General features: G+C 46.8%; 5 protein-coding genes. 1 reads left to right on the top strand and 4 read right to left on the bottom strand.

The features are described from left to right. Positions 1–128 precede the first annotated feature (128 nt). The 3 genes from OEL90_RS04350 to add form a co-directional block, all read right to left on the bottom strand. Positions 129–2,141, bottom strand: coding sequence for an alpha/beta hydrolase family protein (locus OEL90_RS04350; RefSeq protein WP_300687252.1), 2,013 nt, complete (start codon positions 2,139–2,141; stop codon positions 129–131). 14 nt (positions 2,142–2,155) lie between these two features. Continuing rightward, a complete protein-coding gene (locus OEL90_RS04345; RefSeq protein WP_291403043.1) occupies positions 2,156–3,355 on the bottom strand; it encodes an FprA family A-type flavoprotein in 1,200 nt (399 codons plus the stop codon). A 149-nt stretch (positions 3,356–3,504) separates the two neighbouring features. Continuing rightward, positions 3,505–4,515 carry an adenosine deaminase gene (add, locus tag OEL90_RS04340; RefSeq protein ID WP_300687251.1) on the bottom strand — a complete coding sequence of 337 codons (1,011 nt, stop codon included), beginning with the start codon at positions 4,513–4,515 and terminating at the stop codon, positions 3,505–3,507. Positions 4,516–4,773: 258 nt separating this feature from the next. Here add and OEL90_RS04335 point away from each other — a divergent pair, with 258 nt between their 5' ends. Then, on the top strand, positions 4,774–5,793 hold the full coding sequence (locus tag OEL90_RS04335) for a lytic transglycosylase domain-containing protein (protein WP_291403046.1): 1,020 nt from the start codon (positions 4,774–4,776) through the stop codon (positions 5,791–5,793). A 106-nt stretch (positions 5,794–5,899) separates the two neighbouring features. Here the strand turns inward: OEL90_RS04335 and OEL90_RS04330 are convergent, their stop codons facing one another. Beyond that, positions 5,900–6,625, bottom strand: coding sequence for an HAD family hydrolase (locus OEL90_RS04330; protein WP_291403048.1), 726 nt, complete (start codon positions 6,623–6,625; stop codon positions 5,900–5,902). Positions 6,626–6,871: the final 246 nt, after the last annotated feature.

The following is a 6,871-nucleotide window of genomic DNA, read 5'->3' as shown; positions in this document are numbered from 1 at the left end:
TCAGCTCGTAACAGAGCTCGTGGGTATAGAAACGTAAAAACGTTTACCACCATGATTTACTTGTTAGGAGGCCGACTAAATCTGGAAATCAAAAGTGGCCTTACCCACTCGATTTAGCGAGGCGCCTTTTATAAATAAGTCCGCATCCAATCCGTAATTTCCTTGAGCCTGCGCACTCTGTTCTTAGGTTTTCCACTGCGGCTCAGCTCATGATTTTCTCCATGGAACAGACACAGCCGGCTTTGGACGCCGTGGTACTTCAGCGCCGTAAACATTTGATAGACTTCTGCGGTCCAGCATCTGTAATCCTCATCAGAATGGATAAACAGTGTGGGGGTTTTCACTTTGTCGGCGTATTTCAACGGGGACTGGTCCCAAAGCAGCTCAAAATCACTCCAAGGGTCAGCGCTTATTTGATCAGTCACAAAGAAATAGCCAATATCAGTGGTTCCGAACTTCGAGATCCAGTTGGAGATGGATCGCTGAGAGGCTGCTGCTTTAAAACGGTGTGTATGTCCAATGATCCAGTTGGTCATGAAGCCGCCGTAAGAGCCGCCGGTCACACCGAGCCTGTCATTGTCGATCCAGGTATGCTGTTCCACGACCGCATCGACAAAACACATGAGATCCTCATAGTCGACACTGCCGTACTTGCCCCTCAGATCAGCGAAGTCGTTCCCGCGGCCATCACTGCCCCGGGGATTCATAAACATCACGGCGAAGCCTTCAGAAGCCCAGTGCTGCATTTCGTGATAATAAAACGGGCCATACACGGTTTTTGGTCCACCGTGAATGTTGAGAATGCCTGTGTACCGGCGGAGCGGATCAAAGCCGTATGGCTTCATGAGCCAACCTGTCAATTCAGTACCGTCCTTAGACGTCACGCGAATTTCTTCCGGAACAGAAATGAAATGTTCTTGAGCGACAACATGATTTAACGCTGTAAGAGGATCGAAACCAAGCGGCCCGAACGCATCACAAGCCTTCAGCGCATAGATCTCCTGAGGCTGTTGATCCAAAAGGGCAACCACAGCGATTTGGCCATCAACTATAGCGAACTCATAACAAGCTGACGCGGAAGACTCAGATGCCACTCTCGAAACGCTGCCATCCTGTGCCAGAGCCACTAAAGGCGCTTCTGAGCCGATGGTCGTGACAAACAACCACTGATCCCCAAAATACAGCGGACGAGAATTGCCTTTGCTGCCGAGCTTGATGTCCGTCCCTACAGCGTTGCCAAAGCTGCCGTCAAAGGTCTCAGTCAATCGCTTGACGGACCCGTCAGCAGGATCCAGACTATAGAAGGATCCATTTTCATTTAGACCGTACCTTGAAGTGTCAGAGCCATAAAACAATAGGGTGCCATCAGGTGCAACGCTGCAGATTTCGTAGTAAAAGTCATCTCTGTGAGAAATGTCTTTGACAGACCGGTCTGTAAGGTCGCAAATTGCAAGGCTGTTGTAAATGACCTGTTTATTTTTAAATTGGGACTGAATCAAGACAATCCTATGTCGCTCCGCATCATAAACCCAATCTTCCACATTGCTGAGCTGGTCGGTGAGCATTTCCGATGCGTTTTTTACGGGATCGTACAGACCCAGTGCTGTCCTGGTTTTGTTGGTGAAACCGGAGCCGTTCTGCCAGAACGGGATTTCGTCAATGACCTGAACAGAGGAGGCTTGCTCCATTTTTTCGAGGATATCCTTTTCCTCAGTCAAATGATGCCACTCCGGGTGGTAAGTGAATTCTATGAGCCACCTGCCATCAGACAGGGGCTCAAACTTAGAAACTTCCAGGGGGATTTCCATGAGCTTTTGCGCTTCTCCCCCATGAGAGTTAATTTGGTAAAAAATAGTTTTAGGAATATTTTTTTCCTTTTGATCCGCTTCTGCGCTTTGATCGCGGTTTGAAAGGAAGACCAGTTCGCTGTCGCTGAGCCAACGGGGGTGTCTGTCTGATCCGGATGTCGTCAGACGACGGGTGCCGCCTTCGCGGTCATAGAGCCATAGATCGCTGCGGTTGCGGTTGTTTTCCAGATCCGGCTGGTGCACTGCAAAGCATAGAACGTGACCATCGGCAGAGACCTGGAGCGATGAGATGGACCGCAAGGCTGCAAAGTGATCCAGGCTTACTTTGTTCATGGGTTCCACGGCCATTAAAGCGGATTATCTTTGACGCGCTGCGCCATTTCCTTGCCAAGCTTGATCAGCGCTTCAAACTCAGCATCTTTTGGTGTATAAGTCGCTTCAATGGAGGTACCAATTTTTTCCCATTTGACCTTTTCTGCAAAGGTATCGATGGCGCTGACGCCGCCACCGCTCCAGGATTTGTTGCCAAAGACACCGAGGTAACGATTTTTGAGTCCGGTATGCTCGAGTTTGGACAGAACCAGCTCCATGGCAGGGAAGACATTCATATTGTAAGCGCAGGAACCCAGGATGACACCCTTGAAGCGCCAAATGTCGCTCAGAATATAGGAAAGGTGGGTTTTAGAAGCGTCGTAAACACGAACGTTTTTCACGCCGTTTTCGGAGATGATGCGCGCGACGTAATCTGCCATTTTGGCTGTGTTGCCATACATTGTGCCGTAGACAATGACGACGCCTTCCTCCGCTTCGTAGCGGCTCCATTTGTCGTAATAGTCGACAATGGTTTTAGGACTGGTTCTCCAAATCGGTCCATGGGTGGGTGCGATCACTTTAATATCCAGGGTGCCAAGGCGACCGAGAGCACGCTGAACGATTGGGCTGTATTTTGCAACGATATTCGAGTAATAGCGTCTGATTTCGTCCTCGTAAAACTCGACATTGACTTCATCATCAAAGAGACCGCCGTCAAGGGATCCGAATCCGCCGAAAGCATCCATGGAAAACAGAATTTTTTCTGTCTGATCATAGGTCATCATGGTCTCAGGCCAGTGGATCATTGGAGTCAGGAAGAATTTAAGCTTGTGGTAGCCAAGGTCAAGTTCATCCCCTTCAGCTACTTCTAGGAAGTTTTCTGTGATGTCATAGAAGCCTCGGATAAAATCGAAGGTTTTCTTATTGCCGACGATCTTCATGTCGGGATAGGCCGCCACGAGTGCTTTCATAGAGCCGGAGTGATCCGGTTCCATGTGGTTGACAATGAGGTAGTCAACCTTTTTGTCGCCAATGACTTCCTTAACTTTTGAGAGGTACTGTTCAGTTTTGTTGAACTTAACAGTATCGATGACAGCTATTTTTTCATCGTCAATTAAGTAAGAGTTATAGCAGACACCTCGGTCCAGTGGCCAAAAGTTTTCAAACAACGTAGTTTCGCGGTCGTTGACACCAATCCAGTGTACGCGGTCCATGATGGATAATCTGCAGTCCATAGGTTCACACTCCAATTCTGATGTAAAATCATAGTAACAGTATAATCAATTTGATTGAGGCAGACCATACTTGACATAAAAAATATTGGAAAATTAATGGGGAGAGTAGAAGTCAGAAAATTCATGAGAACGATTATGCAGATTTTTGCTTAAATTCCATGTTCGTCCGGCCATAATGCCATGAGCCGCTGTTTTTCCTGTTCGCTGTCAAAGATGACGCTGACAGCGTTTCTATAAAGTGTTTTAAGCTGCGTTGCACTGAGTCCTGCGTTCAGGATGTTTTGTGTCTCTTCGCTTAGTGTAATGTTAGAAACTGTCCGATTATCCGTATTGAGAGTCACTCTAATACCATCATTAAGATAGCGGTGGAGAGGGTGGGCTTCGTAGCTGTCCGCGGCTTTCGTTTGGAGATTGGAGGTCGGGCACATCTCCAGTGGGATGCCTGCAGCTTTAATGTCCGCGTAGAGTGCGGCATCCTTTTCCAGACTGACGCCGTGACCAATTCTTTCAGCATACAGTAATGCCACAGACTTGCGAATGTTGTCGACTATGCCGGTTTCTCCAGCGTGGACTGTGCGGTGATAACCATAGGACTTCGCTAGTTTAAAAGCCTCAGCGTGAGCCTCCGGTGGGAAATTGTGCTCGTCACCAACGAGATCCAGAGCGACGACGCCCCGGCCGAGAAAAGACCGGCCTGCTTCAACCAGCTCAATTGAGGCAGCTGGAGAGAGATGTCGTACGCAGCATAAAATGATGTTGCTCCTGGTGCCGGTAAGGGCTTCTCCTGCCTTAGCGCCCTGGATCACCGCGGTAATGATGGCATTGAGGCTGAGACCCTGCAACTGATGGAGTTGAGGCGCAAAGCGAATCTCAATGTACCGGACGCCGTCAGCGGATGCGTCCTCAACAAGCTCTTGTGCGATTCTGGCAAGGGCAGTCTCAGTCTGCATGACCTTGAGCGGCAGTTCAAACCGCTTGAGATAATCGACGAGGGAAGGACAGTGTTCCGGGACTTCTGCCAAGGTTCTGAGCTCGTCCTCTTCAATGTCCGGGGATAGAATATTTTCTTTAGTACCAAGTTCTTTGAGGGTGGAAAGACGAACGCTTCCATCTAAATGGCAGTGCAGTTCTATTTTGGGCAAATTGACAATATTAAACATATCTACGCCTCCTATGAAATATATAAACAAAAATGGAATATATAACTAAATAAGTTATTATAAGTTGGTGAAATGATGTCTGACACCATTTTTCTTTCATTTTTTTTAATTGCTTTAAGTCTTGTCTTTCAATAAGTGCAGCCATTTGGAAAAAATTTAAATGTAAATAATAGTAAAATGTGTTATATTGTGCTTTGATCTGAGCTTGTTTCTGTGGTAAAATGACGAAGATTCTAAATTTTAATAAGGAGTGATTCAATGACTAAACCCCGTTGGATGCGGGTCCTGCTGATCGTTTTGATCATGGCGGCGGCTGTCGTATCCCAGACAAATTCAGTTTTTGCTGATGACGGGCTGGTAACTAAGGATGTAGGCATAAATGATTCCAGCATAACGATAAACTCAAATGTTGTATCAAATAGATCGCTGGCTTTTCCGATCCTGAGATACAATGACATCCAGTACCTGCCGCTTAACTGGAATCTCATGAAGTCAATGGGATATCAGTACACTCGCATTGGAGACGAACGCGTTTTGACCAAGGTTGAACCTGGCGAAACGTTTATCTTTGATGCCGCAGCCACCATGAATCCATCCACCAGTGCCCAGGCTTATGCCCTGGAGGACAGTGCCGTGATTCTTTACGAAGGTGAGCCGCTGGATACGCAGGGCTATCCGCTATTAGTCCATAACCACATGATCTACTTGCCGCTGACGTATCACGTAAAAGACGCTCTCGGATGGTATGCGAAAAATGACCGCATCGCCGGATTCCATTTGAGCACTGAGAGTGAAGAAGCCCTTAACACTATGATTGAGGCTTCTGACAAAGCTTATCTTGAACGACTCGCAGCATTTATGAGGAAAGTGAATCCAAGCTTGTCTGAATCCAGAGCGCATGACTATGTGGTCTGGTTAAAGGATGCCTGTGATCGTTATGGGATGGACGAATCCTGGATGATGGCTGTCATTTGGCAGGAAAGTTCTTTTAACGCGAATTGTGAATATAATGGTGCCATAGGGATCATGCAGATTATGGGTTCCACTGGCAGAGCACTTGGTCTCAGCATAGAGCAGCTTTACGATCCGCAGCTCGCCATTGAGTATGGGACGAAATATCTGAGCCAGAAATTGGATCGCTACGGCAGCATCGAACGCGCTGTGATAGCCTATAACCAGGGTTACTACAACGTCGACAGAGGCGATTACACAACCCATTACCTGGATGGCGTCGAAGCGAAGCGCGCAAAGGTTTTGGCATTTTTAAACGCAGTTTAAGAACATAGAATTCACTTGAAAAGTCCTCCTCACGGAGGACTTTTTTTATAGTTTTAGAACCTGCAAAACCCTTTTCCACAATTCGGATTTTGTTAAACGCTGGCGTCTAAAGAATCTCCACCGAGGCCGGCAATCTGAAAACGACATCTTTGCGCTCGACAATAATGTCGATCTTATCCATCATCACCGGGTCGTTTTGAATGTTGCGCACTAATTCCCGTGTTGGATTGATGGCGACAGGATGACCGACGAGCTGAAACATGGAGTAGTCGCCGTTGGTATCCCCATAGGCATAACTGGCGCTCAGGTCAATATTGTGCCGCTTGACGAAATCCAGGATGGCCATATTCTTATTTTCGGAATCCCACATGGGGACAATGTTCCCGGTGAAGTCACCGCGCGCATTGACTTCATAACGCGTTCCTCGAAATTCTGTTGCCGCGTATTTCTCGGCCATTTTCTCGACAAGAAAATCCGGGCTGCCCGAAATAAAGAAAATTTTGTGGCCGGCCCACAGGTGGTATTGGATTCTCTGACGGGAGTAGGAATAGACCTCTTCGCCCTTGAGTTTGATGACTTGATCTGCGATAAAATCAAGGCTGCCTTTATTAAGCCCGGTTAAGGAACGAATGTAGATTTGTGAAAGTTCGATCAAATAATCATCATATTCCGCGCGTCTTTTTTTCCATTCTTCGTAAGTTTTTTTAACGTTTCGGTGCCAAACCACAGGATCAACAACTTCATACTTGACCAGTTTCTTAAAGTGTTCCACCATTAGTGAATCTCGGTACAAAGTACCGTCAATATCAAAGAATGCGCCAACCGGCCCCATGAAGCTCACCTCTTCAATAGTTTTATTTTCCTCTGTCATTTCGCGTGTTTTACAAATACCCACTGCCTGCGAACGGCAACCATTTTTTGATATGCAGGCAAGGGGATCACTTTTGTTCATATTTTTTTTATCGTATGTCTCTATTGAGCGCTTAAAACTTTTTTTTATGGATATACAGTTAACAGACCAAATACTTATTGAAGACTCAAGACAAAATTGACCAAAGACTGCGGAAAGTAGGTGAGT

The sequence above is a fragment of the Acidaminobacter sp. genome, from assembly GCF_030247605.1.
GTDB lineage: Bacteria > Bacillota > Clostridia > Peptostreptococcales > Acidaminobacteraceae > Acidaminobacter.
Note: the sequence above shows the minus strand (reverse complement) of the source record. Positions and strands in the feature narration are given on the sequence as shown.